Origin of the sequence: Comamonas sp., from assembly GCF_009360615.1 — a bacterium.
GTDB lineage: Bacteria > Pseudomonadota > Gammaproteobacteria > Burkholderiales > Burkholderiaceae_C > Comamonas.
The window spans coordinates 1-23035 of record NZ_SPEY01000114.1; the positions used below are offsets into that span (position 1 = coordinate 1).

Consider the following 23035-nt stretch of genomic DNA (forward strand, 5'->3'; position numbering starts at 1 on the left):
GAACTCTTCTGGGCCGCGAAGCAGTCATTGAATTCCCGGACAGTCAGGCCCAGGTCCGCTACACCGCCAGCGGGCAGATGCGCTGGCGCGTGGTGGATTCGCAGGGGCATATCTCCGAGGGTTGCGAAAACCTCAGCTATCTGCAACTCAGCGACCATCTGCATTTTCTGAACTGGATCGAGAAAACCGGCTTCACCGTGAGCCAGGTCATCGATTCGGCCAAAGGAACGGTGCAGGCCTTCTGGTCCTATGCCGACAATCAGTGCGAAACCGGTCATCGTTCCTCCATGTTCGTGGAGGGGCGCTTCCGCCTGCGTTGACAGTTGTCGGCTCTTGCCGGCCTGCTGCGGTGGCCGGGTCCAGCCACAGAGAGTGTGTGAGAGGTCAGTGTCTTCCTCTCTTGCCGACATCCAGGAGATGTCGGTTTTTTATCCGTGAAACATCAACAATGCATCCCATGCTGCATATTTTTTGATCGCTTCGCGCCAAGCCAATGCCCGCGCGGCTTTTTTCTGTTTTCCCGAGGTTTGTCCACAGGCGGCTCCACAGTCGCTGGGCATAACCTGCACTCGTGTTTGCCGCAACGCTGCCTTGCGCCAATGTCCAGTAAGTGGCTATGGCCAAAAGGAAATGGCATCCGGCAGCGAGCCGCTACGGATGAGCCTGCGGGTGTGAAACATTGGTGCCGTATCTGTGCATGAAAACGCAAAAAGCCGGCAACATGGCCGGCTTTTTTTCGGTGCCTGGGTTCAGGCTTACTTGCGCTTGTCGGCAATGGCCGAGGACACCACCATGTCCAGCACATAGACATAGCTCGATGCGTCGGCGGGCACGTTCTGGCGCTTGAAGCGGTTGATGCGCAGCACGTTGCTCACGCCGGCTTCGTGCTTGTAGCCTTCGATTTCGCTGTAGAAGTTCTCCCACTGGCCGGTATAGGTCTTGACGCCGTTGTCGCCATAGCGAATTTCGCGCACCTGCAGGCATTGGTAGTCCTTGACCACGCCGTGGCTGCAGGCCTTGCGCTCGGGAGCCACTTCCAGAAAGATGCGCTCGGGCGCGCTGCCGTACTGGGTCTGGGCGGTGGGCTTGCCGTTGAGTTGCCAGCGTGTACCGTCAATGAATTGCAGCGTCAGGCGGGGCTGCTCCGCCGCGGAGCCGCCGAGTTGCACGTTCCATTGCTTGGCCGTGGGCAGAATGCGCGCGACGCTCTGCTCCAGCATCATCAACTGGCTGTCGTTGCAGGCACGCAAGGTGCTCATGCCGCGTTGCAGATTGATGCGCTGGCCTTCGATGCTGTAGGCCGATGTGATGACGTTGCACAGGTTCCTGACAACGACACGCTGGTCGACAAAGTCCAGCTCGATAGGGGCCTGGCTGGAGCTCAGGAACCAGCTCTGGTCCTCATTTCCGGCCGGCGTGTAGGCCTGCTGCAGTTTCCAGTGGTAGGCGGTCAGCGAGGTGGCGTCACCTGCGGGGCCCGTGGGGCCGGGCTTGCCTGCGCTGCCGCCGCTTGTCGTGCCGCAGGCGGCCAGCGTCATGGAAGCAACAAGGGGAAGGCACCAGGTCCAGCGAAATTTCATAGGGTTTCCTTTGGGGGGAATAGAGGATTACGGCAAACCGTGTCAGCACAAACAGAGTCAGGCCGACCATATCAGTTCCCTGCGTGTTGTATCCGACCTTAACCCAAGCTTGGTCATTGTTTCGACGTTTGATGGCCTTGGAGTGTCAACAAATGCAGCGTGCCGGCGACCCTGGCGGCACCAGGTCGATGAATGTGCGGTAAAGATCGCAAAAATCCGTACAGACAGACAGCGCTTCGTCAAATTGGCCCATGCCAAGCTGCTACGCTTGCCAGTGCGGGCCTGTGAAGAGAGTACGGCCCGGGCATCAAGGAGTTTCTGTGCGCTTAGGTGGTGGTGTTGCTTTGTTCGGTCTGAATTGGGTTCGGCTGGGTGCGGCCGGCATATTGGCGGGATTGCTGGGCGCCTGCTCGGCAACCGCACCGCAGCAAATGCCGGTGCAGGAGACTTTCGACTCCAGCTCCACTTTCTCCCGCGGGTTTGACGCAACACCTGCACAGACCTGCGAAGCCGCGCGCCGCGCCTTGCTGAGCCAGGGCTATATCGCCACGGCCCGGACGCAGGAGCTGATCGAAGGGCGCAAGAACTTCCAGCCCAGTCTGGAGACCAATCTCGAAATCAATTTCCGTGTGGTCTGCGTACCGCAGACCACCGACGGCCTGGTCAGCCTGGGTTTTGCGACGGCGCTGCAGGATCGCTACGCGCTCAAGAAGAGCGCAACTTCGGCCAGCGTGGGGGTGAGTGCTCTGGGGTCGCTGTCACTGCCGTTTTCCTCCAGCAACGATTCTCTGGTCAAGGTCGGCAGCGAGACCATTTCCAAACGCAGCTTCTATGACAGCTTTTTCGAACTGGTGGAGAACTATCTGAAACAGGATCAGGATGCACCATAGTTTCCGGTAGCTTGGCTTGTAGCGCTCGGCGGTCGTGCGCCTGAGGGCTGATGGGATGGCAACAAGAAAGCGGCTCCGACAGCCGCTTTTTTGCTGGCGAGATCCCTTCAGATGAACAGCGCCGGGTCCACCATGGCGCGGTTCAGCATCACGCTCCAGTGCAGGTGGGGGCCGGTCACGCGGCCGGTGGCTCCGACCTTGCAAAAGGCATCGCCGGTCTGCAACTGGTCGCCCAGCTTGCAATCCACCTGACTCAGGTGGCAGTACATGGTGAGCAGGCCGCCGCCATGGTCCAGCCAGACCGTGCCCCCGTTGAAGAAGTAGTCGCCCACATCGATCACCTTGCCGGCAAGCGGTGCGCGCACCGGCGTGCCCGTGGGGGCTGCAATGTCCATGCCGCTGTGCGGATTGCGCGCCTGGCCGTTGAAGACACGACGCAGGCCGAAACTGCTGGAGCGGCGGCCCGGCACCGGCACGCGCATGTGCAAGCTGCCGGAAGGCGGCGGCTGGGTGAAGGTGGCCATCACGGTTTTCAGGTGGGCGGCCTCGCGTTCGTAGCGGGCATTGTCTTCGGCAGACAGGTCCACCGTCTTGGGCGAGACCTTGAGGCGCTGCTCCACATACTGTTTGTCGCGCACCGTAAAGCTCATGCTGCGCGAACGGCCATCGGTCTTCACGCCAACGCTTTGCTCACCCGGTGTGGTGGCAAGCGGTATGCCCACGAGTGCGGTCCACTCGATCATGTCGCCCACCACCAGAACCTCGGCCTCAGCGGCCGTGACCAGGGGACGTGCGGAAGCCGGGCCCAGCGACAGGCGCGCGACGCCACCGGGAACCCGGCTGTCCTGCGGCCAGAGCGCGCTGTCCGAGCTGGCGCTGCGTGCTGCCCAGGCCGGTGCGGCGGCACACAGCGCCGTTTGCGCCATCCATTGCAGCAGGCGACGGCGTTCGGGCTGGAGAGAGGGGCTGGTAAGTTTTTCGGTCGGCATGGTGCTTATCGGGTTGTGCAGGCATTGTGCTGTATTGCTATCGATAGCGGAGCTAAAGGCGATACAGGCATGTGAGCTTTACGCTGGCTATGCCTTGAAGACCGGCAGCGCGATCAGGGCTGGCGCATGTTTCGGGCCAGGTCCAGCTGTCCCCGCTGCTCCAGGGCCTGGGCTGCAGCAAGCCGGTCGCGCTGCTGCTTGTTCTGGCTCAGCTTGAACTTGCCTTCCAGCCGTTCCACGGCAATGTCCAGCCCCACGATGGCGCCGAGCATGCGCTGCAGATAGTCGCCCGGTGCGTCGCCCATCTTCCACGGGGACTGGGCATTGTTGCTGGCCTCGTGGCGGCGGGTGAGCCGGCCCACCACGCCGCGCACGAACTTTTCATCGTCGCGCACGCTGATGCGGCCATGCGCATGAACCACCCTGTAGTTCCAGGTCGGGACCTGCTCGTGGGTCTCGTGCTTGCTGGGATACCAGCTGGGAGAAATATAGGCCTGCTCGGCACGGAAGATCACCAGCACGGAGCTGTCGTCCCGGATCTGCTGCCATACGGGATTGGCGCGCGCCACGTGGGCGATCAGGCGTAGCAAGCCATCCTCGTCCTGCAGCAACTCGAACGGCAGGTGATTGGCATCCAGTCCCGCATCGGACTGGGTGACCAGGCAACCCAGCGGGTGAGCCTGGATCAGGGCATGCAGGGCGGTGGGGTCGTCGACCTTGAAATGGCTGGGGTTGTACATGAAGACCTGCTTCAGTGAGTGGCGCAAAAACGCATGGCCTTGTTTATACAGCCGTGCAGGCCGCGCACTCGCAAGCCGCCTGCGTGACAGGCGGCCTGGCATGAGGGCGAGCGACGTTTCAGCGGTGCTCGCGATCCCCGCGGGAGCGGCCCTCGGCGCGCGCCGCCTGCATGCGGGCCTGCTGCTCGGCCTGGTGCTGTTGAGCCTGCATCTGTGCCTGCTGCTGGCGTTGGGCCTGTTCCTGCGCCCGTTGTTGCTGCATCTGGGCTTGCTGCTGGCGCTCTTGCTGCATCTGCTGCTGGTGCTGAGCCTGCTCCTGGGCACGCTGCTGTTGCATCTGCTGCATTTGTGCCTGTTGCCGATGCTCTTGCTGTTCACGGGCTTGCTGCTGCATTTGCTGCTGCCGCTGGGCCTGCTCCTGGGCGCGCTGCTGTTGCATCTGGGCTTGTTGCTGGCGCTCCTGCTGCTCTCGGGCTTGCTGCATTTGCTGCTGGCGCAGAGCCTGCTCCTGGGCATGCATCTGTTGCATCTGCTGCATTTGTGCCTGCTGCCGATGCTCTTGCTGTTCACGGGCTTGCTGCATTTGCTGCTGGCGCAGAGCCTGCTCCTGGGGGCGCTGCTGTTGCATCTGCTGCATTTGAGCCTGCTGCCGATGCTCTTGCTGATCACGGGCTTGCTGCATTTGCTGCTGGCGCAGAGCCTGCTCCTGGGCATGCTGCTGTTGCATCTGGGCTTGTCGCTGGCGCTCCTGCTGCTCTCGGACTTGCTGCATCGCTTGCTGGCGTTGGGTGGGCTCCTGTGGACGTTGCTGCATGGCTGTCCCGGCCATGGCCGCCTGCATCTGCGGTGCCTGCGGTGGATGGCGATCATGCGGATCTTGCGGCGGCATCAAGGCATTGCCAATGGACGCGCGCGGCCCGCCTGGAGCCTGGTTGGGTCCCAGGGCAAAGCCCGGCCTGCCCTGTAGCTGTGTAGCCAGGGGGCTCTGTGCTTGCTGGCGCTGATTCAGGCCATGGCCACCGGCTGCCATGGCGGCGGCACCGACGGCAGCGCCGGCCGCTGCGCCCGCAGCCATCGTCCCCGGCCCAGCAAGGACGCCTGCCGCCTGGGGCTGCCCGGCCGGCTCGCGGCGCTCGCCTGTGGCATTTTCATGGATGCTGTTGATATAGGTGTTGTCCGTGCGATGGATGTTCTGCACCACGGTTCGCGACTGCGATATATAGGTGGTGTTGTTGTAGACCACGGCCGGACGGGCCTGCGGGGGCGGGGGACGCTCGCCGTGACGCCAGGGCCTTTCGGGATCGCCCCAGTGCATATTCCAGGCATTCCAGCCCCAGGACGGATGCCTGTCCATGGACCCGGCCAGCACGACGGCGGTGCCAAAGCCCATCAGGCCAGCCATCACGGGCACGCCAGCCACGGGAGCAGGAGGTGGCACCTCCACATAGCGGTAGCCGCCATATACGGGCAGCGGCTCACCGTAGACCGCAGCCGGGTCGTACTGAGGAACGTAGACGGTGTCCATCTGGGTGGGGCTGATTTCAATGAACTGCTCCGGTGGCTCTATGACCGGGTCGGGCAGCGGTGTGACCACGGCTCCTGGCGTATAGGCCACGGCGGCAGGCGTGGACGCCAGGTTGACCTTGAGCTGGCTGGAGGTCTTGAGCGTGCCGGCCTTGTAGGCCCGGTTGCGCATGACCTGTATGGCGTTCATCACATCCGAGGGGTCGTGGTAGTAGGCCTTGCCCAGCGCCGTTGTCCACGGCAGGTTGGAGGCCATCTGTTCCAGCACGTTGGGAAACTGGGTCAATGATTTGACGGACGGATCCCAGTTCTGGGCGTTGACGGCATTGCTCAGCGCCGACTTCTGCAGGCCGGGGTTCTGACCCAGCCAGGTTTCGGCGGCGCCGATCTGGTCCGGATAGGTGGCACCGGCCAGGATCTGGGCCACCAGCTTGTCCGGGTACAGCGCAATCGGTGCCACCATCCGGTAGAGCGCATCCGCACCGGGGGACACATAGGCTGCGGGCTGAGGCTGGGCGGCATCGGGCGTGGCAGCCGGCACCGAGGCTGGCGGTGCATTGTCTGCCTTGATCGGGGAATCCTTGTCGTTGCAGGCGCTCAATGCCATGGCGGCGGCCAGTGCGAGCATGGCCGGGGACCAATGGCGGGCGACGGTATGGGGTGGGAGTTCTGGCTGCCCTGGCCGGGTCCGGGGGGAATGCGACATCTGACGCTCCTTGCGCCGCGCCGTGCAAATCACGGTGCTTTGGCGGATGCTGATTTAACGCCAGTGTTCAGTTATTGTTGACAGTATGTTGTAAGCAAATAAGGCATGCGCCTGCAGTCCATGCGCCCTGGGTAGTCCGTTCATCCAGGCCGCGGCGATCCGTCTGCGGGGAGACTTCGGGGCTGCGGTGGCGGATATTCCTGGCAAGAAATGCGAGCCTGGCTGCCAGGGTTCACCGTCATGCTCGCACCGCCTTGTTCCTGTGAAAAAGGCCTGCGTGGAGCAGGCCTTGCGACGATCCGGACAAGCGAGCGCCTGACGGCCGGGCGTCATATCACTCGGCCATGCTGCCCATGAGTGTGCTTGTGCCCATGGCGTCCAGCGGCTTGCCGTTGACCTGGAACTCCCCCTTGGCATAGACGATCTCGGTGCGCATCTTGCCGTCCTTGTCTTCGAAGATGCCTTGCTCCTTGAGCATGTCCAGGCTGGCCTGAGCCTGGGCTTTGGCGGCTTCCTCGATCTCTTCGGGCTTGTATTCGCTCTCGTCCTCCAACATGGCCAGCAGGCTGGAACGCTTGCGAGAGAGCATCATGTTTTCCATGAAGGGCTTGGGCATGTCGGCCTTGAGGCTGACCTTCAGGTCCTGCAGCAGAGTGCCCATCTTCTCGCCGTCGCCCAGATACTGAATGGCTGCCGCGAACTCGCTCACGCCATCAGGGGTGCGCATGGACAGGCGCTTGAGTTCGATCACAGGCTGGCGTGCCAGCGCCTGCGTCAGCGACTTGAGCATTTTCTCGCGCAGATCGCCGCCGTCCTGCTCGTCAGTGCCTTCAACGTTCTCTGCGTCGTCAGCCGCGTCGGACAGCGGATTCTTGCGCTTGCTCATTTCCACGACCTGGTTGATCCAGTGGGCATCGACGTTGTTGAATGCCATGTCCAGCACCAGGTCATCAGCCTGTTTGTCTTCAAGCTTGGCGCTCTTGATGCCGGTCTTGAGCGTCATTGCCACCACCTCGCCCTTGAGGACGGTGTCCGAATCCATGGTGATGCCTTCGAAGTGGCTGGCAGAGCTTTTGCCGTCCTCATCCTGCTTGGTGGCGGCAATCCTGGCAATCGTCATGGCAAACGGGCCGGTCCAGAACTGCTGGCCCGGGGGCTGCTTCATGTCGAAGCGCATGTCGGCCTTGTCCAGCGTCACGCTGCCTTCCTCATCCTTGAACTGAAGGCCGGCGAAGCTGCCCGTGCCTTTGGCGGCCTTCATGCCGGCGGGCATGTCCCAGGTGATTTTCATGCCGCCCCAGTTCATTTCACTATCCTTGATCTTGCTGCTCACGGCAGGCGATGTCATGACGTTGGAGCTGCTGCGGCCCCAGCCCACCTTGGTGTCGACCTCCAGCGGAGAGCGGCCATTGAGCGCGGTTTTCAGCGCCGGGTCCACGTCCTCGGGCAGATTGAAGCGAGTGTGGATCTCGGCGGCATGGCCCAGTGGCAGCGGCCCGTGGCTGATCTTGTGATCGGCGGTGAACTGGACGGGCTCGTCGCCGCTGTCCAGGGTCCATACCGTCTTGGCCGTGGAAGAAAAAGCGCCGCGGTCATAGCTGGTGACCTGAATCTTCACGCCATGCTCGCTCCACTTGTCCAGGCCGTCGGTAAAGCTCTGCTGCAGCTTGCCGCCCATGTAATAGCTGGTGCCCAGTGTTCCTGCCACGATCACGGCAACGGCCGCTGCAATGACTGCTCCTGCTTTCCTGTTCATTCTTGACCCTTGATAAAAATAAAAAATCCGCGAATGAATTGCGGATTAGTAACGTTGTGGTGAACAGGATTCTAGAAAGAAAATAATGGAATGCTCTGAATTTCAGAACATTTGATGCAAATGATCGCCGAGTATTGAAAATCAATACCGGCGGTATTTATTTCAATATGTAACCGAAATTCAACGGCGCTATTCCTTTTCCGGTGGAAGCACCGAATATCGGCGATCCGGATCAATGCCGCGAAGTCTGCGCCATAAAAAAGGCTGCCAGGGTATCTGGCAGCCTTGCTGAAACCGGAGGGCTTGTTTACTTGCTCCAGCTGTCCTTGAGTCCGGTGATCTTGTTGAAAACGGGCTTGTCGATCTGGTGATCCTTGCGGTCGGCCACAAAGTAGCCAAAACGCTCGAATTGGAACTTGTCGTCGGCCAGGGCCGCCTTGAGCGAGGGCTCTACATACGCGGAGACCACCTTCAGACTGTCGGGGTTCAGCAGACTCAGAAAATCCTTGCCACCGGCATCGGGTTGCGGATCGGTGAACAGGCGGTCGTACATGCGCACTTCGGCCTGCAGGCCGTCAGCCACGCCCACCCAGGTGATGGCCGCCTTGACCTTGACGCTGTCGGCACCCGGTGTGCCGCTCTTGGTGTCGGGCACCACGGTGGCCAGCACCTTGGTCACATGGCCAGCGGCATCCGTTTCGGCGCCCGTGCATTCGATCACATAGCCGCCCTTGAGGCGAACCTTGTTGCCGGGGAACAGGCGCTTGTAGCCCTTGGGTGGTACTTCTGCAAAGTCCTCGCGCTCGATCCACACCTCACGGCCCAGGGTGAAGCGGCGCTCCGGAGCGGTTTCGCCGTCTGCTGCATGGGGCAGGGCGGGCAGGTGACAGTCCTCCAGGTGCTCGGCGCTGCCAAACACTTCGGCCCAGTTGGTGAGTTCGAGCTTGACCGGATCCAGGACGACCATGGCGCGATGGGCCTTGTTTTCCAGGTCTTCACGCAGGCAGCCGTCCAGCGTGCCGTAGTCGATCCAGGCGTAGTCCTTGGTCACGCCGATGCGTTCGCAGAAGTTGCGGATGGACGCTGGCGTGTAGCCGCGCCTGCGCAGACCGACCACGGTGGGCATGCGCGGGTCGTCCCAGCCGGTGACGAACTGGTTGTCCACCAGGTGCTTGAGCTTGCGCTTGCTGGTGATCACGTAGGTGAGGTTCAGGCGCGAGAACTCGTACTGGCGGGGCTGGGGTGCGTCGATCAGACCGCCTTCGCGCAGATGGTTCAGCAGCCAGTCATAGAAAGGACGCTGATCCTCGAACTCCAGCGTGCAGATGGAGTGGGTGATGTGTTCGTAGGCATCCTCGATGGGGTGCGCAAAGGTGTACATCGGGTAGATGCACCACTGGTTGCCGGTGTTGTGGTGCTCGGCATGGCGCACGCGGTAGATGGCCGGGTCGCGCAGGTTGATATTGGGCGCGGCCATGTCGATCTTGGCGCGCAGCACGGCGGCGCCATCGGCGAGCTTGCCATCCTTCATGTCGGCAAAGCGCTGCAGGTTTTCGGCCACGGAGCGGCCGCGGAACGGGCTGTTCACGCCGGGACGGGTGAAGTCGCCACGGTTGGCCTTCATCTCGTCGGCCGACTGCTCGTCCACATAGGCCAGACCCTGCTCGATCAGGTAGACCGCGCAGCGGTGCATGAAATCGAAATAGTTGCTGGCAAAGTACAGGTTCTCGTGCCCGTCGGCATCCTTCCAGTCAAAGCCCAGCCATTTGACGGCGTCGATGATGCCGTCCACGTACTCCTGGTCTTCCTTTTCCGGGTTGGTGTCGTCGAAGCGCAGATGGCAGACGCCTCCGAAGTCCCGTGCCAGACCGAAGTTCAGGCAGATGGACTTCGCATGACCCACGTGCAGATAGCCATTGGGCTCTGGCGGAAAGCGGGTGCGGATCTTGGCTTCATCGATCCGGCCGCTCTGGTGATGCTGGGCATCGCCAGGCGCGCCGCCCCAGTGACGGGTGGCATAAGTGCCCTTGTCCAGATCCGATTCGATAATCTGGCGCAGGAAGTTGGTGGGCTTGACCGCTTCAGGGGCGGAGTTGTTGGATTTGGAGGCGTCAGCAGAGCTCATCGCACCATTTTAGGCCTGCTGCCAAGACCTCGGGTCGATCTGCGGACACTGCAGTCTGGCCTCGTGTGCATTTGGTCACAATGTTTTTCAGGAACCATGCCATCCTGACGGGACTCTGAAACGTTATATCCACAAGGACCGAAGGTGCGGCACAGAATGTCAGGCCTGCCCCGGTGACTCATAAACAGAGGAGAGATTGTCATGTCCAGAACAACTTCCCCCCGCATGGCCAAGCTGCTTGCCGCTGGCTCTATCGTTGTCGCAGGCCTGATGGCTGCTGCAGGCGCCCAGGCGCATGGCGGCGTCAGCCTGTCGGTCGGAATCGGCGTGCCCGGCGTGGCCGTGGGGTTAGGCGCTCCTGTCTATGCCACGCCCTATGTGGCTCCGGCGCCGGTCTATATGCCGCCGCGTCCCGTCTACTATGCGCCTCCGGCACCGGTCTACTACGCCCCCCCGCCGCCCGTGTATCGTCCCGCACCCGTGATGGTCGTGCCCGGCCCGGTCTACTACGGCGGCCCGCGCTGGCGCGGTCATCACCACCATCACTATCGCTGATGGCATCGACGCCAGAGCCCTGAAAGGCTCTGCACCACAGACGGCTGCCCAGGCAGCCGTTTTTTATGCCTGCAGGCCAGCTGCCGCGCTCGCATAATCCGCAGCAGTCCACAAAAATCAGGAGCGTGCTTTCGTGAAAACCGTCTATGTCCTCAATGGCCCCAATCTCAATCTGCTGGGCATGCGCGAACCTGCCATCTATGGCTCGGCCACGCTGGCCGATGTCCGGCTGCTTTGCGAGAAAGCCTGTGCCCGTCACGGGCTGAATCTGGAGTTCCGCCAGAGCAACCACGAGGGCGAACTGGTGGACTGGATTCACGAGGCAGGCCGGCTGCACGCCAAGGGGGAGTTGCAGGCGCTGATCATGAACGCTGCGGCCTATACCCATACCAGTGTGGCGATTCTGGATGCCGTCAAGGGAACGGCTGTGCCGCTGGTGGAACTGCATATCAGCAATGTCCATGCACGGGAGAGCTTTCGCCACCATTCCTATCTGTCTGCCACGGCGCGTGCGGTGATGTGCGGCTTTGGCGTGGCCGGCTACGGCCTGGCCATCGATGCGGTGGCGCAGTGGTGACATCGGCAATTGAAGCAGCCCGATCCCTGGAGCAGGTCTCGCTGGAGCTGGGTATTGTGCTGCCGGAGGCCATTGCCCGGCTGCAGTCCATGGCGCGGCGCGTACGGACCCGGCTCGGCGAAGCCGCCGACAGCGGCTCGATGGTCTGGCACGGCTGGCAGCCCCCGGCTGGGGTGGCGCAGCGCGGCTTGCCGCTGGTGCTGCTGCATGGCGGCAGCGGCAGCTGGACCCATTGGCTGCGCGTGATTGAGCCGCTGACCGAGGCGGGCTATAGCCTGTGGCTGGCCGATCTCCCGGGTTTTGGCGAATCCGACGGTGTGCCCGGCGGCACGGATGTGGACACCATGCTGGAGCCTCTGGCCTGTGGCATCCGACAGCTGCTGGGCGACGGCGGCACAGCGCCGGTCTGCGATCTGGTCGGTTTTTCCTTTGGCGGCATGGCCGCCGGTCTGCTGGCCGCCGCGCATCCAGAGCTGGCCCGCAAGCTGGTGGTGGTCGGTGCACCCGGCATGGGAATGACCGAAGCTCGAAATGTCCGTCTGCTGGGCTGGCGTCATCTGCCCGGGCTGGAGGCGCAGATGCAGGCGCATCGCCACAACATCGCGGCCCTCATGCTGCATGATGCGGCGCGGATCGATGCAGAGACGCTGGCGCTGCATGCGCTCAATGTGGCTCGTGACCGGCTGCCGCGCAGACGGCTGTCGCGCACCGATGTGCTGGCCCGGGCGCTGACCCGTATCAAGGTGCCGGTGGCGGCGATCTATGGCGAGCATGACCCTCTGTATGCAGGCTGCCTGGACACGTTGCAAGCCCTGATGCAGCGTCAGTGCCAGGGGGGGCTGGACTGGCAGGTGATGCGGGGCGTCGGCCATTGGGCCCAGCACGAGGACTCGACCGCATTCTGCGCCGCGCTGCAGGAGGTTCTGCCGTGAGCCATGCCGCCGTCTTCGAGCTGACCGAGGCCGATGTGCAATGGAGTGCCGTGCGCTCCCAGGGGCCGGGCGGCCAGAATGTGAACAAGGTGGCCAGCGCCGTGCATCTGCGCTTTGATGTCCGGGCCTCGCGTCTGCCGGCCGATGTGCAGCAGCGCCTGCTGGCACTGGGCGATTCGCGCATCACCACCGATGGGGTGGTGGTCATCAAGGCGCAGAAATACCGCACCCAGGAACACAATCTGTGGGATGGGCTGCAGCGCCTCAATGCACTGGTGGCAACGGTTGCCAGGCCACCCCGTCCGCGCAGGCCCACCAAGCCGACCTGGGGATCGCAGCAAAGACGCCTGCAGGGCAAAAGCCTGCGCTCCGGCATCAAGGCCTTGCGCGGCCGGGTGCAGGACTGAGCTTGTGTAGCGCCAAAGCCACGCGCTGGCTGCGCAGTTGTATCAAAAAAACGCAACCCGCTTCCTCGGGACGCGGGTTGCCGCCTCGGTCGGCTGCGGGTCTGCGCTATATTGTTTTGATAGCTGCAGTCGCAGAATGCAAAGGCGCTACAGCCAGTTTACCTATCAAATTTCGTGCTGCCTTCGGGAGTTGTCCATGAGCACATTGCCTTTGACTTATCTGGAGCGGCCCGCGCAGCTTGCCGCCGGTCGGCCTGCCTGGCTGCTGGTGCTCATGCATGGCGTGGGCAGCAACGAGAAGGATCTGTTCGGCCTGGTGCCTTATGTGCCGCCGCAGTTTCACGTGCTCAGTCTGCGTGCACCCTTTGCCATGGGCATGGGCGCCTATGCCTGGTTTCAGTTCACCGTGGATGCGGACGGCACGCGCCATATCAATGTTCCTCAGGAGCAGCAGGCGCGCATCTTGCTTCAGCAGACGGTGGAACAGGCAGCCCAGCAGCTCGATATTCCGCCAGAGCGTGTGGTGCTGGGAGGCTTCAGCCAGGGCGGCATCATGAGCCTGAGCCAGTTGCTGACGCAGCCCCAGACCTTGCGTGCCGCTCTGGTCTGGCACAGCCGTCTGTTGCCCGAGATCACGTCGCTGCACGCGCCCGCTGCCGCCTTCGAGGGCAAGTCGGCCTGGGTCAGCCACGGCACGTATGACAATGTGATTCCGCTGACCAGCGCCCATGCCGTGCGTGACCGGCTGGCCTCCCTGCCCTTGCAACTGAGCTATCACGAGTATCCGGGCGCCCATGAGATCCGGCCCGAGGAGCTGCGTGCCAGCATGCAGTGGCTTCAGGAGCTGACGCAGTCGGCGGATGACTTCGGCAGCGAGGGCGATCAGTGACCGGCGGTCTTTGAAAACAGATTGATCACCAGCACGCCCCCCACGATCATGGCCATTCCGGCCAGCGCAGGGGCGTCGAGCTTCTGGCCCTGCCAGAAAAAGGCGACGGCCGAGACCAGAACGATGCCCACTCCGGACCAGATCGCATAAGCCACGCCCGTGGGAACGGTGCGCAGCGTCAGCGACAGCAGATAGAACGAAATCGCATAGCCCACCAGAGCCACGGCAGTGGGGCCGAGCCTGGAGAAGCCCTCCGACCTGGCGAGGAAGGACGTGGCGATCACCTCGCAGAGGATGGCCAGGCCCAGATACAGGTAATTTGTCATTCAGGGCACTGTAGTGGGGCCAAGGCCGGCTGCTTGCCGGCCGTCGTCAAAACCCCGGGCCGCTTCCGGCCGCTATTGCCAGAGTCCGGCAGATGTGCACACATCATCTTGGGCTCCGTCCCAGGCCCGGGCACGCAGGATCAGATGGCGGGGTATTCGCCTGTGCCCTCGGGCCAGGGGGTCAGCACCTCGAACCCGGTTTCCGTCACCAGCACCATATGCTCCCATTGGGCGGACAGCGATTTGTCGTTGGTGATCACGGTCCAGCCGTCGGACAACTCGCGCGTGGCGGCCTTGCCGGCGTTGAGCATGGGCTCGATGGTGAAGATCATGCCGGGTTGCAGCATCAGTCCCTGCCCTGGCGTGCCGTAGTGCAGCACCTGAGGCTCGTCGTGATAGACCTTGCCGATGCCGTGACCGCAGTACTCGCGCACGATGGAAAAACGCTCGCGCTGGGCCACGGTCTGGATGGCATGGCCTACATCCCCCAGCGTGGCTCCGGGCCTGACGGCGCGGATGCCGGCCACCAGGGCCTCATAGGTGGTATTGACCAGGCGCCTGGCCAGATTGCTTGGCTGGCCCACGTAGTACATGCGGCTGGTGTCGCCGATCCAGCCTTCGGGCGTGGTCACCGCGACGTCGACATTGATGATGTCTCCGTCCTTGAGGACCTGCTTGGCATCGGGGATGCCATGGCAGACCACGTGGTTGACGGAAGTGCACACGGTCTTGGGAAAACCGTAATAGCCCACATTGGTGGGCGTGCATTTCAGATCGTTGACGATGTAGTCGTGACAGATCTTGTCCAGCTCCTCGGTGCTCACGCCGGGCTGCACATGGGGCGTGAGCATGGCCAGCACCTTGGCGGCCAGGCCGCCGGCCTTGCGCGAGAGGTAGATGTCGGTCGCATCATGGATGGGCACGACTTTCTGCTTGCCGCGCTTCATTGCATGCCTCCCACCAGGCGCACTGGACGAGGGCGGCGCACGGCGGCGTCGGCCTCATGTGCGTTGACAGGCTGCAGTGCACGCTCGGCTTGCTGCAGCAGCATGGCGCAGATGCCTTCGTAATTGAGCTGGGGGTGATGCTCGGCCAACTGGCCTACACGCAGCCAGTGCTCGGCCTGGGCATTGATGGAGCGGCCGAGGGCAGCGCTGGAGACACGAATCTGGTCGTGCAACTGGTCTGAAATTTTGACGATTCCCATGGCCGAGCATCATAAGCCCGGTATACGTTTCGTATATTGACAAACGCAAATTGCATGGTTGAAGCAGCGGTTTTGCCGCTGCTTGACAGGCGCAGTTCGTCGCACAGGGTTTCAAGCCCCTTCCGAATGACATGGTGCTCAAGAAGTTGATAGCGCGCCACGCTTGATTGGCATTGCTTGTAGCTTGGGTCGTTCAGAAAACTGAAAGCTTTTGAAGCCAGGCTTGCGTCCATGCTGCTCAAGTCTTATAAAAGATATATATCATCAGTATTTGCCTTGTCCATATTGAGTTTCCTGCTATAAAAATTGAAGAACAATCAATGCGTGCCAGACATCTTGAGATGTTCTGGCGTCCGGTTACAACAGACGCAGAGTCAGGGTCGTTCATGGAAAACGCAGTCAATCAAGCAGAGCAGGGCGAGCAGCCCGTCACCGAATCCCAGGAGCCGCAAGCTCGAAAGCCTCAGCCTCCACACGATGGACACCGGGCGCGCATCGTGGTCGTGGGCGGTGGCGTGGCGGGGCTGGAGGTTGCCACTGCCCTGGGCAAGCTCAAGAGCGAGAGCATCGACACGGTGACGCTGGTGGACAGCGACTCCGCCCATGTCTGGAAGCCCATGCTGCACACGATTGCCGCCGGCACCCGCGATCTGGCTCAGCAGCAGACCACTTATCTTGCCCAGGCCACCGATGCCGACTTTGCTTACCAGCCCGGTGAGATGTGTGGCCTGGACCGCGAGGCGCGAGAAATTCTGCTGGCCCCCATCTATGCACCCGATGGTCGCGAGCTGGTGGCGGGGCGGCGCCTTGCCTATGACAAGCTGGTGATTGCGGTGGGCAGCGGTGCCAACGACTTCGGCACGCCCGGCGTGCATGAGCATTGCTTCATGATCGACTCGCGTCGCAAGGCCGATGCCTTCAACCAGGAAATCCGGCTGCGCATGGTACGCTGCATGACCAGTGGCGAGCAGTTGCAGGTCGCCATCGTGGGCGGCGGTGCCACGGGGGTTGAGCTGGCGGCGGAGCTTGTCCAGCTTGCAGAGAGTGCCACGGCCTACGGCGCGCTGGGCGAGGCGGCCAAGTTTCGCATCGTGCTGATCGAGGCAGGCTCGCGCCTGCTGCCCAGCTTTCCCGAAGAAATCTCCGAAGCCACGCGCGTGCGGCTGCAGGCCCTGGGTGTTTCCGTGATCGTCGGCGGCCGCGTCAGCCGTGCGACGGAGCAAGGGTTCGAGCTGGCCAATGGAGAGCTGATTCCCGCCAGCCTGCGTGTCTGGGCTGCCGGGGTCAAGGCGCCGGAATTTCTGATGCAGCTGGGTTTGCAGACCACGCGCAGCAATCAGCTGCTGGTCAATGACGAGATGCAGACCAGCGACCCCGATATCTATGCCTTGGGCGACTGTGCCAGCTATACCTTGCCGGGCAAGCAGGAGGCCTTGCCTCCCACGGCCCAGGTGGCCCACCAGCAGGCTCGCTATCTGATCGAGACCCTGCCCCATGTGCTGGAGCGTCCCGGTGCCAAACCCGTAGGCTTTGCCTACCGCGACTTTGGCGCCCTGGTGTCCCTCGCACATTACGACGCCTATGGCTCGCTGGGAAAGTTCGGCCTGTTCAACGGCGGCGTGATCCGTGGCCGAATGGCCATGCTCAGCCACATCATGCTGTACCGCTCGCACCAGGCGCGGCTCTACGGCTTCTGGCGCGGTGGCCTGCTGTGGCTGATCGATCTGATGAATGCGCGGCTGCGCCCCTCCATCCGTCTGGACTGAGCTACAAAAGCCCTTCGATGGGCAGCCAGCTCAGAACCCGCACCATGAAGCGTTGCCACCAGCTGGTGCCGGGGTCCGCACTGAAGACCTGGGTTTCATGGGGCGGCTGGGGATTCTGGCCCGTCCAGCTCAGCCTGCCCTGCGCGTCCAGCTGCACCTTGTAGGCCATGCGCGGCAGATGCTGATCCAGGCTGGTGCTGACCTGCTGGCTCAGGGCTGGGTCTTGGATGACCACGCCCATTTCGGTATTGAGCACGGCCGAGCGCGGATCGAAGTTGAAGGAGCCGACAAAGAGCTGCTTGCCGTCGACTGCGAAGGTCTTGGCATGCAGGCTGGCGCCGGAGCTGCCCGTGGTGGTGGAGCTGCCGCTCAGCGCGGCAGGTGACGGGGCTTCGCGCCTGGGGGCCTTTTCGGCAACCTCGCTCTTTGGCGTCTTGTCCGGACCGGTGGCTGCGGGCTGGCTGCGCAGATCGATCTGGCGGCGCATCTCGTAGAGTTCCACGCCCATCTTCAGTAGCGGCTTGCGATATTTCTCGTAGCCTGCGTGCACTACGGCCACATCGGTCGCCTCCAGGCTGTTGGTCAGAATGCGCACCCGCACCCCTTGCTGGCGCAGGAGTCCAAAGGCGTCGACCCCAGCCTGGGTGGGTACGAAATAGGGCGACACCACTTCCAGCAACTGCTGCGGCTTGCCAATCACCGGCTGGAGCTGGGACATCAGCAGGTCCTCGGGCGCTGCCTCGCGCAAGACCTTGGCCGGGTCGTCGCTGACCAGGGTGGTCTCCGCCCATTGCAGCGGCAGTTGACCCGCCAGCAAGTCGGTGCTGAAGCGGCTGCGGCTCACGGCCTGCACATAGGCCTGAGACTCCGGGCGATTCACATCGGCGTGCAGGCCTGCATAGACTTTGTCCACGGCCTGCTGCGGCATGGCAGGCAGCAGGCTGGCGGCCGGGTAGGCGGAGGGGCTATTCCAGTACCGGTCGAACTCCGCTGCCACCTCGCCCACCACCGAGCCGGTGGCCACCACGTCGAGGTCGGCGAACAGCACGCCATCGGAGGCGGCAAAGTACTCGTCGCCGATATTGCGCCCGCCCACGATGGTGGCGGCGGAGTCGGCCGTATAGCTCTTGTTGTGCATGCGCCGCTGGGTGCGCGCGAAGTCCGTGACGTAGCCGATCGCCTTGGGCGTGCGCAGGGCGAAGGGGTTGAACAGTCGTACCTCGATCTGCGGATGCTGGTCCAGGGCTGCCAGCATGGCGTCCATGCCACCGGTGCCGCCATCGTCCAGCAGCAGGCGCACCCGCACGCCGCGGTCTGCCGCAAGCAGCAGCTCGTCGAGCAGCAAATGGCCTGTGGTGTCGTTGCGCCAGATGTAGTACTGCACATCGAGGGTGCGCTGCGCGGCTCGGGCCAGCAGGGCGCGGGCAGCATAGGCGTCATGGGCATCGGCCAGCATGTGAATGCCGCTTTGCCCCGGATGCGCCTGTTGCAGCGGCTCGAGAGCCTGGCCGAGCCGGGTTTGCAGTGCCTGTTCGGCACTCAGCGCCTGTGTGGCAGTGCGATCCGGCATGGGCGGCAGGCCGCAGCCTGTCAGCAATCCCGCAATCAGCAGGGTTGCAGCCGTGCCGCGCCACAGGGGGATTTCGGGTCTCGAGGCCTGTGTGTTTTGCATGACCCGAGTATGCCGCAGCGCATCAGGCGATCTTCACAGGGCCAGGGCGGCGATCCTCCACCACAAAGCGTGCCAGTGTGTAGAGATTGCTGTCGGCCTGGAGCGGGTTGCTCACGGCGCGCAGCTCCGTGGTCATGGACTGCGGCGTGATCTCCACGAGGCTGTAGCCGCGCTCCTCGCAGCGTGCGAAAACCACCTGGGGGTTGTGGGCCACGATGGCATCGACCCTGGCCTGCGTCGTGCCGCTGTGCGAGCTGATGGAGGTGCCGCAGAATTCGCTGGCGATCACCGGATTGGCCTTGTCCGGAGCCTGGTCGGCCTGGGCTGCAATGGCGCAGACATAGTTCTGGTGAATGTCTCCACCGAGCAGCACGCTGTTGCGTGGCGGGCTTTCGGCAATCTGGCGCACCAGGCGCTGGCGGGCCAGGGGGTAGCCGTCCCAGCTGTCGGTCGACTGTCGTCCATTGGGATGCCTGCGGGTCGAGAACAGGGTGGTCTGCACCACAGTGCTCCAGCGGGGGGCATCGACACTTTGGCGTGCATCCCCCTGGAGTTGCCGGGCCAGCCAGCGCTCCTGGTCCCAACCCAGAAAGCTGCGAGCCGGGTCCAGAAGGGCCGGGCATTCGTCCGGGTCCACGGTGCCGGTGCTGGCCTTTCCCTCGGTGCGGCAGGCCTGCAGGTCACGATACTGGCGGCCGTCCAGCAGATGCAATCGGGCCAGCCTGCCCCACTGAAGGGTGCGGTACAGCGCCAGGCCCTGAAAGCTGCGCTGCAAGGCGCCGTCGCGCAGTGGCATGTTTTCGTAGAAAGCCTGCCAGGCCGCCATGCGCCTAGCCAGAAAGTGAGTGCTGTCCCCTTTTCCGAACTGGCCTGCGTAGTCGTTCTCGACTTCGTGGTCGTCCCAGATGACCGACCAGTTGCACACGGCATGGGCGGCCTGCAGATGGGGGTCGCTCTTGTGCAGTGCGTAGCGGTCGCGGTAGTCCTGCAAGGTCTGGGCAGTACGCAGCGGCTGCGCACGCGCCAGTCCATCGGGCTTGGCCGGTTGCGCATATTCATAGATGTAGTCGCCGAGAAACAGCACCAGATCGGGCGAGGCCTGCGCGGCATCGGCCCAGGCGCTGTAGAAGCCATGCTCCCAGCGCTGGCAGGAGGCCACGGCCAGGCGCAGCCTGCGCATATCGGCTCCGGCCGCCGGGGCGGTGCGGCAGCGTGCGGTGGTGCTGAAGGCATCGCCACAGCGGAAACGGTAGAAATACCAGCGGTCAGGGTTCAGGCCGTTGACCTGCACATGGACGGCATGGCCCCATTCGGCCCTGGCCTGGGTCTGCCCATGGGCCACGGTCTGGCGGAACTGGGCATCATGGGCCACTTCCCAATGCACGGTCTGTGCTGCCAGGTCTGGGGCGGCCGCTGTGCCCAGATAGGCCAGAGGCCCTGTCAGCCGCGTCCAGATCAGGATGTTGTCGGGCTCCGGGTCGCCGCTGGCCACCCCCAGTGTGAACGGGTTGTGGGTCAGTGACTCCGAGGCGCGGGTCCAGGCGGGCAGGGCGCCCATGGCCGTGGCAAGGCTGGAGGCCATCAGAAAGCGCCGGCGCTCCGGCGCGGGCGTGTAAAGACGAGAAAACATGGCGATGCTGTGGTGTGGGGTTTTTGTAGCCAGTGGCTGGAAGTATCTCCCCGACTCCACAGGCATCGCCGCGGTTTACCGCAGCTTTACGCGTTGACCAGTACCAGCTTGCCCTGTACCTGGCGCGATCCCATGCGCTCATAGGCGGCGAACAGCTCGCTCATGGGCATGGTGCGGTCGATCACGGGCTTGATCCTGCCCTGGGCCCACCATTGAGACAGCTCCTGCATCATGGCTGCATTGTTCTGAGGCTCGCGCTTGGCGAAGTCGCCCCAGAATACGCCGACCAGGGAAGCGCCCTTGAGCAGAGGCAGGTTCAGCGGCAGCGAGGGGATGGGGCCGGAGGCGAAGCCGATGATCAGATAGCGGCCGCGCCAGGCAATGGAGCGGAAGGCCGGTTCGGCGAAGTCGCCGCCCACAGGATCGTAGATCACGTCGGGACCCTTGCCGTCGGTCGCGGCCTTGATGGCTTCCCGCAGATCGCCCTGGCTGTAGTTGATGGTGACGTCTGCACCTTGCGCCTTGCACAGCGCACATTTCTCGTCGGTGGAGGCCGCAGCAATCACCTGTGCACCGGCCGCCTTGGCAATCTGTATGGCGGCCGTGCCGACGCCGCCCGCAGCGCCCAGCACAAGCACGGTCTCGCCGGCCTTGAGCTGACCGCGGTCCATCAGCGCATGATGGGAGGTGGCGTAGGTCATGATGAAGGCGGCGGCCTCGACAAAGGGGAAGTCGGCCGGAAGCGGCATGCACATGGCGGCAGGTGCCAGCGTATGCGTGGCGAACCCGCCCGTGCCCGAGAGGCAGGCCACATGCTGGCCCACCTTGAGATGTTTGACGCCTTCGCCCACGGCCTGCACCACACCGGCATATTCCGAGCCCGGCACAAAGGGCAGGGCCGGCTTGATCTGGTATTTGTTCTGCACGATCAGCAGATCGGGAAAGTTCAGGCTGGCAGCCTTGACTTCCAGCAGCACCTGGCCCGGGCCTGGCTGCGGCGTGGGCTGCTCGGTCCATTTCAGGGTCTCGACCCCGGTGGGGGTGGTGCAAAGCCATGCGTGCATATCTTGTCTCCTGATCTTCTTGAGGTGAGATTGGGGTGGAATCGGCTCGCAGATGATAGAAGTGTGGTGCGAATGCCGCGTGTCTCTGCCGTGACCTTGGAGCGGCCTACAATCCGCCTCATCCATGAAGATTCTTATTTGCAATGACGACGGCTTCCAGGCCCCAGGCATCGTGGCCTTGCACGACGCGCTGCGCACCGTGGCAGACGTCGAAGTGGTGGCGCCGGAGCACAACAACAGCGCCAAGTCCAATGCGCTGACGCTGAATGCGCCGCTGTATGTGCATCAGGCCTATAACGGCTTTCGCTACGTGAACGGCACGCCTGCGGACTGTGTGCATATCGCGCTGACCGGCCTGCTGGGATACCGGCCCGATCTGGTGGTCTCGGGCATCAACAACGGTGCCAACATGGGAGACGACACGATTTACTCAGGCACCGTGGGGGCTGCCATGGAAGGCTACCTGTTCGGCATTCCCTCGATTGCCTTCTCGCAGGTGGACAAGGGGTGGGCCGAGCTGGAGGCGGCGGCTGCCAAGGCCCGCCAGATGGTCCAGGAGATGCAGGCGCAGCAACTGATCGGCACGGCTCCCTGGCTGCTGAACGTGAACATTCCCAATATGCCCCTGGGTGCACTCAAGGGCGTCAAGCTGTGCCGCCTGGGGCGCCGCCACGCGGCCGAGCAGGCCATCCAGCAGCAAAGCCCGCGCGGCGAGACCATGTACTGGATCGGCAGCGCCGGGGCTGCCAAGGATGATTCCGAAGGCACGGATTTCCATGCCACGGCCCATGGTCATGTCTCCATGACGCCGCTCAAGGTCGATCTGACCGATCATGAAAACCTGGGCTACTGGGCGCAGACGGCGAGCAAGCTGGCGGGCGCGTCCACAACTTCGACGGCGGCATCGTGAGCGAGCGTCGTCCACCTCAGGTTCCGGGCTGGATTGCACGTTCCGTGCAAACGGCCACCAGCGTGGCGCGGCCGCCCGTCGCACCCAAACCCATCAATCCGTTGCGCGTGGCTGCCTCGCCCGTGGGGGTGGGGCTGGACTCCTCCACGGTGCGTTCCCGCATGGTCCAGCGCATCGCGGCGGCCGGGGTCAGCAATCCTGCCGTGCTGCACGCCATGGCTACGGTGGAGCGCCACCGCTTTGTCGACAGTGCCCTGGTCAACCAGGCGTATGAGGACACCAGCCTGCCTATCGGCCTGGGTCAGACCATCTCCAAGCCCAGCATCGTGGCCCGCATGATCGAGCTGCTGCTCGACTCCGATGCGGCCAGGAGCGGTCAAGGGCGCGTGCTGGAGATCGGAACGGGTTGCGGCTACCAGGCCGCCGTGCTGTCCCTGCTCACCAAAGAGGTTTATTCGATCGAGCGGCTGCGCGGCCTGCACGAAAAGGCGCGCAGCCACCTGCGTCCCATGCGCCTGTCCAATGTGCATCTGATTCTCGGTGACGGCATGGTGGGTTTTGCCAGCGGAGCACCCTATGCAGGCATCATCTCCGCTGCCGGCGGTGACGTGGTGCCGCAGGAGTGGTGCGATCAACTCGCCGTGGGCGGTCGCCTGGTGGCTCCGGTCGTGGTGGGCGCGGGCAAGCAGGCGCTGCTGGTGATTGACAAGAGTTCACACGGTTTTACGCAGACAGTTTTGGAAGCAGTCAACTTTGTCCCTCTAAAATCGGGGATCGCCTAGAAGGGAAT

22 protein-coding genes are annotated in these 23035 nt (G+C 63.3%); 10 read left to right on the forward strand and 12 right to left on the reverse strand.

What is annotated here, in order from left to right; genetic code table 11:
• A partial coding sequence (locus E2583_RS23570) for a hypothetical protein (RefSeq protein WP_291599236.1) occupies positions 1-320 on the forward strand: 320 nt, incomplete at its 5' end.
• A gap of 435 nt (positions 321-755) precedes the next feature.
• Here E2583_RS23570 and E2583_RS23575 read toward each other — a convergent pair.
• On the reverse strand, positions 756-1580 hold the full coding sequence (locus E2583_RS23575) for an META and DUF4377 domain-containing protein (RefSeq protein WP_291599237.1): 825 nt from the start codon (positions 1578-1580) through the stop codon (positions 756-758).
• 320 nt (positions 1581-1900) lie between these two features.
• Here E2583_RS23575 and E2583_RS23580 point away from each other — a divergent pair, with 320 nt between their 5' ends.
• Positions 1901-2470 (forward strand): DUF2242 domain-containing protein, encoded by a 570-nt coding sequence (locus tag E2583_RS23580; RefSeq protein WP_291599239.1) that lies wholly within the window; start codon positions 1901-1903, stop codon positions 2468-2470.
• A 107-nt stretch (positions 2471-2577) separates the two neighbouring features.
• Here the strand turns inward: E2583_RS23580 and E2583_RS23585 are convergent, their stop codons facing one another.
• The 5 genes from E2583_RS23585 to E2583_RS23605 form a co-directional block, all read right to left on the reverse strand.
• The gene (locus E2583_RS23585; protein WP_291599240.1) at positions 2578-3459 is read right to left on the reverse strand and encodes a M23 family metallopeptidase; all 882 of its coding nucleotides are present in this window, start codon (positions 3457-3459) and stop codon (positions 2578-2580) included.
• 113 nt (positions 3460-3572) lie between these two features.
• On the reverse strand, positions 3573-4199 hold the full coding sequence (locus tag E2583_RS23590; protein ID WP_291599242.1) for an FMN-binding negative transcriptional regulator: 627 nt from the start codon (positions 4197-4199) through the stop codon (positions 3573-3575).
• 118 nt (positions 4200-4317) lie between these two features.
• Positions 4318-6429, reverse strand: coding sequence for a DUF3300 domain-containing protein (locus tag E2583_RS23595; protein ID WP_291599244.1), 2112 nt, complete (start codon positions 6427-6429; stop codon positions 4318-4320).
• A 334-nt stretch (positions 6430-6763) separates the two neighbouring features.
• Positions 6764-8185, reverse strand: coding sequence for a YdgA family protein (locus E2583_RS23600; RefSeq protein ID WP_291599246.1), 1422 nt, complete (start codon positions 8183-8185; stop codon positions 6764-6766).
• Between the two features lie 307 nt (positions 8186-8492).
• Positions 8493-10310 carry a glutamine--tRNA ligase/YqeY domain fusion protein gene (locus E2583_RS23605; RefSeq protein WP_291599247.1) on the reverse strand — a complete coding sequence of 606 codons (1818 nt, stop codon included), beginning with the start codon at positions 10308-10310 and terminating at the stop codon, positions 8493-8495.
• A 225-nt stretch (positions 10311-10535) separates the two neighbouring features.
• On the opposite strand from E2583_RS23605, the gene E2583_RS23610 reads away from it, so the two are divergent.
• From E2583_RS23610 to E2583_RS23630, 5 genes are all read left to right on the forward strand, one after another.
• Positions 10536-10865, forward strand: coding sequence for a hypothetical protein (locus E2583_RS23610; protein WP_291599318.1), 330 nt, complete (start codon positions 10536-10538; stop codon positions 10863-10865).
• 133 nt (positions 10866-10998) lie between these two features.
• Entirely contained in the window at positions 10999-11442 is a 444-nt protein-coding gene (gene aroQ, locus E2583_RS23615; protein WP_291599249.1) for a type II 3-dehydroquinate dehydratase, read from the forward strand.
• On the forward strand, positions 11436-12374 hold the full coding sequence (locus E2583_RS23620; protein ID WP_291599251.1) for an alpha/beta fold hydrolase: 939 nt from the start codon (positions 11436-11438) through the stop codon (positions 12372-12374). The genes aroQ and E2583_RS23620 overlap by 7 nt, the downstream gene beginning before the upstream one ends.
• Positions 12371-12781: an alternative ribosome rescue aminoacyl-tRNA hydrolase ArfB gene (gene arfB / locus E2583_RS23625; protein WP_291599254.1), complete on the forward strand. Its 411-nt coding sequence runs from the start codon at positions 12371-12373 to the stop codon at positions 12779-12781. The genes E2583_RS23620 and arfB overlap by 4 nt, the downstream gene beginning before the upstream one ends.
• A gap of 196 nt (positions 12782-12977) precedes the next feature.
• Complete coding sequence (locus tag E2583_RS23630) at positions 12978-13670, forward strand: dienelactone hydrolase family protein (RefSeq protein WP_291599256.1); 693 nt, start codon at positions 12978-12980, stop codon at positions 13668-13670.
• On the opposite strand, the gene E2583_RS23635 is transcribed toward E2583_RS23630, so the two are convergent.
• From E2583_RS23635 to E2583_RS23645, 3 genes are all read right to left on the reverse strand, one after another.
• A complete protein-coding gene (locus tag E2583_RS23635; protein ID WP_291599258.1) occupies positions 13664-13996 on the reverse strand; it encodes an SMR family transporter in 333 nt (110 codons plus the stop codon). The two genes, E2583_RS23630 and E2583_RS23635, sit on opposite strands and share 7 nt — an antisense overlap.
• A gap of 140 nt (positions 13997-14136) precedes the next feature.
• Positions 14137-14943 carry a type I methionyl aminopeptidase gene (gene map / locus E2583_RS23640; protein WP_291599260.1) on the reverse strand — a complete coding sequence of 269 codons (807 nt, stop codon included), beginning with the start codon at positions 14941-14943 and terminating at the stop codon, positions 14137-14139.
• Complete coding sequence (locus E2583_RS23645; protein WP_291599262.1) at positions 14940-15203, reverse strand: ParD-like family protein; 264 nt, start codon at positions 15201-15203, stop codon at positions 14940-14942. Before E2583_RS23645 ends, map begins: the two co-directional genes overlap by 4 nt.
• A gap of 386 nt (positions 15204-15589) precedes the next feature.
• Between E2583_RS23645 and E2583_RS23650 the strand changes: the two genes are divergently transcribed.
• The gene (locus E2583_RS23650; protein ID WP_291599264.1) at positions 15590-16969 is read left to right on the forward strand and encodes an FAD-dependent oxidoreductase; all 1380 of its coding nucleotides are present in this window, start codon (positions 15590-15592) and stop codon (positions 16967-16969) included.
• 1 nt (position 16970) lies between these two features.
• Here the strand turns inward: E2583_RS23650 and E2583_RS23655 are convergent, their stop codons facing one another.
• The 3 genes from E2583_RS23655 to E2583_RS23665 form a co-directional block, all read right to left on the reverse strand.
• Positions 16971-18641 (reverse strand): phospholipase D family protein, encoded by a 1671-nt coding sequence (locus tag E2583_RS23655; RefSeq protein WP_291599266.1) that lies wholly within the window; start codon positions 18639-18641, stop codon positions 16971-16973.
• Positions 18642-18663: 22 nt separating this feature from the next.
• Positions 18664-20271, reverse strand: a complete 1608-nt coding sequence (locus E2583_RS23660) for an alkaline phosphatase D family protein (protein WP_291599268.1) — start codon at positions 20269-20271, stop codon at positions 18664-18666.
• A gap of 86 nt (positions 20272-20357) precedes the next feature.
• Entirely contained in the window at positions 20358-21335 is a 978-nt protein-coding gene (locus E2583_RS23665) for an NADPH:quinone oxidoreductase family protein (RefSeq protein WP_291599270.1), read from the reverse strand.
• 124 nt (positions 21336-21459) lie between these two features.
• Here E2583_RS23665 and surE point away from each other — a divergent pair, with 124 nt between their 5' ends.
• Entirely contained in the window at positions 21460-22245 is a 786-nt protein-coding gene (gene surE, locus E2583_RS23670; RefSeq protein WP_291599272.1) for a 5'/3'-nucleotidase SurE, read from the forward strand.
• Complete coding sequence (locus E2583_RS23675; RefSeq protein ID WP_291599274.1) at positions 22242-23027, forward strand: protein-L-isoaspartate(D-aspartate) O-methyltransferase; 786 nt, start codon at positions 22242-22244, stop codon at positions 23025-23027. Before surE ends, E2583_RS23675 begins: the two co-directional genes overlap by 4 nt.
• The last annotated feature ends 8 nt before the right edge of the window (positions 23028-23035 follow it).